General features: G+C 49.7%; 1 protein-coding gene. It reads left to right on the top strand.

The genetic code is table 11. The features are described 5' to 3' along the window. Nucleotides 1-3,922: beta strand repeat-containing protein (locus IEV39_RS18325; protein ID WP_188382622.1), on the top strand; the 3,922-nt coding region annotated here is incomplete at both ends.

Genomic DNA, 3,922 nt, shown 5'->3' with positions numbered 1-3,922 from the left:
TGTGGATGCAGCGACGGGCAACTGGACTGCTGATGTGGCAGGTAGTGACTTACTGGCGGATAGCGACAAAACCATTGATGCAAAAGTGACTTTCACTGATGCAGCAGGCAATAGCAGCAATGTTACAGATACACAAACTTATAACGTGGATGTAACTGCCCCAGCAGTGCCAGAAATTGATCCAGTCAATGGGACCGATCCAATCACCGGTACTGCAGAACCGGGTTCAACCGTGACGGTGACCTTCCCGGATGGCAGCACTGTTCAGGTTCCTACCGATCCAACCACAGGTGAATGGACCGTACCAAATCCGGGCGGTTTGAAAGATGGCGATACTGTTACAGCGATTGCCACCGACCCTGCAGGTAACCCGTCAGCACCAGGTTCAGAAACTGTAGATACAACTCCACCAAACAACAGCACGACCACGATTACCATTGACCCGATTGCGGGTGATAATGTTGTTGATTCAACAGAGGCAGGTACCAGTCAAGTCATCAGCGGTAAAGTCACAGGCGAGTATCGTGTTGGTGATGTAGTTACTGTCAATGTGAATGGTATCAACATTACAACAACTGTTCAGACGGGTGGTGTGTGGAGTATCACGGTTGACGGTGGGCAACTGGTTCTTGATGCAGATAAAACCATTAATGTGACTATTCAGGCAACAGATGCCGCCGGTAATGTGGGTAGTGTAACGGCTGATGCGACTTACACGATCGATATCACCACGCCTGTTGTGGTGATTAATCCAATTGCGGGTGATAACGTTCTGAATGCAGCAGAAGCTGGTGTCAATCAAACCATTAGCGGTTCAGTGGTTGGTAGCTTTACTGTTGGAGATAAAGTTACTGTCAATGTTAATGGTACAGATTACACCACAACTTTAGATAACAACGGTAACTGGAGTATTGAGGTTGCTGGCGCTGAGCTAACAACAGATGCGGATAAAACCATTAATGTGACTGTAGATGTAACTGGCGTTGGTTCTGTTACTGCAGATCATACTTATACGGTTGATACAACAGCCCCTGACAACAGTACAACGACGATTACAATTAATCCGGTTGCGGGTGACAATATTCTGGATTCAACAGAAGCAGGCACAGATCAAACGATTAGTGGTAGCGTAACAGGCGAATATAAAGTTGGTGACGTCGTTATTGTCAACGTTAATGGCGTGGATATTACAACAACAGTTCAGACGGGTGGTGTGTGGAGTATCACGGTTGACGGTGGTCAACTGGCGCTTGATACAGACAAAACCATTAATGTAACTATTCAGGCAACAGATGCAGCAGGTAACGTAGGTACTGTTACTGCAGACATTACTTATACCGTCGATATCACCACACCAGTGGTAGTGATTAACCCGATTGCTGGGGATAACATTGTTAACGCAGCTGAAGCGGGTGTCGATCAAACCATTAGTGGTTCAGTAGTTGGCAGCTTTACTGTGGGAGATAAAGTCACTGTCAATGTGAATGGCACAGATTATACGACTACCTTGCAAACAGGTGGTACATGGAGCGTCACTGTTCCAGGTAGCGATCTGACTGCAGATACAGACAGTAAAATCAATGTAACGGTTGAAGTTACAGGTGTTGGGCCAATCAATGCTGATCAAAGCTATACAGTAGATACGAATGCACCAGATACGACAGGTTCGGTATTAAGCATTAATGACGTAACTGCCGATAATGTATTGAATGCTGCAGAATCAGCGGGCACTGTGACCATCACAGGTACTTTAACGAATATTCCAGCCGATGCCGCAAGCACGGTTGTTACGCTTGTAATTAATGGCGTGACTTATACTGCAACCGTAGATGCAGCAACCGGTAACTGGACAGCAGATGTTGCAGGTAGTGACCTGTTGGCCGATGGCGATAAAACCATTGATGCCACAGCCACCTTCACTGATGCGGCAGGTAACAGTAGCACTGTCACTGATACGCAAGTGTATACAGTGGATACCACAGCACCAGACAATACAGGTGCAACCCTTGCGATTGATGCGGTGACAGCAGACAACGTCCTCAACGCAGCTGAATCAGCTGGCACCGTGACAGTAACAGGTACCTTGACTGGTATCCCAACTGATGCAGCAAGCACAGTGGTGACTTTAGTTATCAATGGTGTGACTTACACTGCAACTGTAGATGCAGCGACAGGTAAATGGACAGCTGATGTGGCAGGTAGTGACTTGCTGGCCGATGGCGATAAAACCATCGATGCCACAGCGACCTTCACTGATGCAGCAGGGAACAGCAGCAGCGTGACTGATACGCAAGTGTATACAGTGGATACCACTGCACCAGACAATACAGGTGCAACCCTTGCGATTGATGCGGTGACTGCGGACAACGTGTTGAATGCAGCTGAATCAACCACAACCATCACGGTAACAGGTACCTTAACCGGTATCCCGGCAGATGCAGCAAGCACAGTGGTGACTTTAGTTATCAATGGTGTGACTTACACTGCAACTGTAGATGCAGCAACAGGTAACTGGACAGCTGATGTCGCAGGTAGTGACTTGTTGGCCGATGGCGATAAGACCATTGATGCTACAGCGACCTTCACCGATGCAGCCGGTAACAGCAGCACAGTGACTGACACGCAAGTCTATACAGTAGATACCACTGGTCCGGACAACAGCACGACGACGATTACCATTAACCCGATTGCAGGCGATGGCATTGTAGATTCAGGCGAAGCCGCAACCAATCAGACCATCAGCGGTACGGTCACTGGTGAATACACCGTGGGTGACGTGGTTACGGTCAACGTCAATGGCGTAGACATCACCACTACAGTACAAACGGGTGGCTTATGGAGCGTGACCGTTGATGGCGGACAGTTAGTGCTTGATGCAGACAGCACCATCAATGTCAGCATTACGGCAACAGATGCTGCAGGCAACACCGGTACTGTGACAGCAGATGCCAGCTACACCGTGGATATCACCACACCAGTGGTGGTGATCAACCCGATTGCAGGCGATAACACCGTTAACGCAGCAGAAGCGGGTGTGAACCAAACGGTCAGCGGTGCGGTTGTAGGCGACTTCACTGCAGGTGATGCAGTGACAGTTGTGGTCAACGGCAACAATTACAACACCACCGTACAGGCCGATGGTACATGGAGCGTGACCGTTCCAGGTAGCGAATTGACTGCAGATGCAGACAGCACCATTGAAGTGACTGTTGATGTAACGGGTACAGGTCCGGTCAGTGCAGATCACAGCTATGTTGTGGATACCACTGCACCAGATACCACAGGTAGCACACTGACTGTTGCGCCAGTGACAGCAGACAACATTCTTAACGCAGCTGAATCAGCGGGCACCGTGACAGTAACAGGTACCTTAACCGGTATCCCAGCAGATGCAGCCACCACAGTGGTGACACTGCTTATCAATGGCGTGACGTACACTGCAACGGTAGATGCAGCAACTGGTAACTGGACAGCCGATGTCGCCGGTAGTGACCTGTTGGCCGATGGCGATAAAACCATTGATGCTACAGCGACCTTCACCGATGCAGCAGGTAACAGCAGTACAATCACTGATACCCAAAGCTTCACTGTTGACGTGACTGCACCGAATGCCCCAGAGATTGATCCGGTCAATGGTACCGATCCAATCACCGGTACGGCAGAACCAGGTTCAACCGTGACTGTGACCTTCCCAGATGGCAGCACCGTTGATGTGGTGACTGATCCGGTAACAGGCGAATGGACTGTACCGAACCCAGGCGGTCTGGTGGATGGTGATACTATCACTGCGATTGCAACCGACCCTGCAGGTAACCCGTCTGTACCAGGTACAGAAACCGTCGATGCGACCCCACCAAATCCAGCGGGTGCAACCCTTGCGATTGATGCGGTGACTGCAGATAACGTCCTCAACGCAGCAGAA

Origin of the sequence: Acinetobacter courvalinii, from assembly GCF_014635545.1 — a bacterium.
GTDB lineage: Bacteria > Pseudomonadota > Gammaproteobacteria > Pseudomonadales > Moraxellaceae > Acinetobacter > Acinetobacter courvalinii.
Note: the sequence above shows the minus strand (reverse complement) of the source record. Positions and strands in the feature narration are given on the sequence as shown.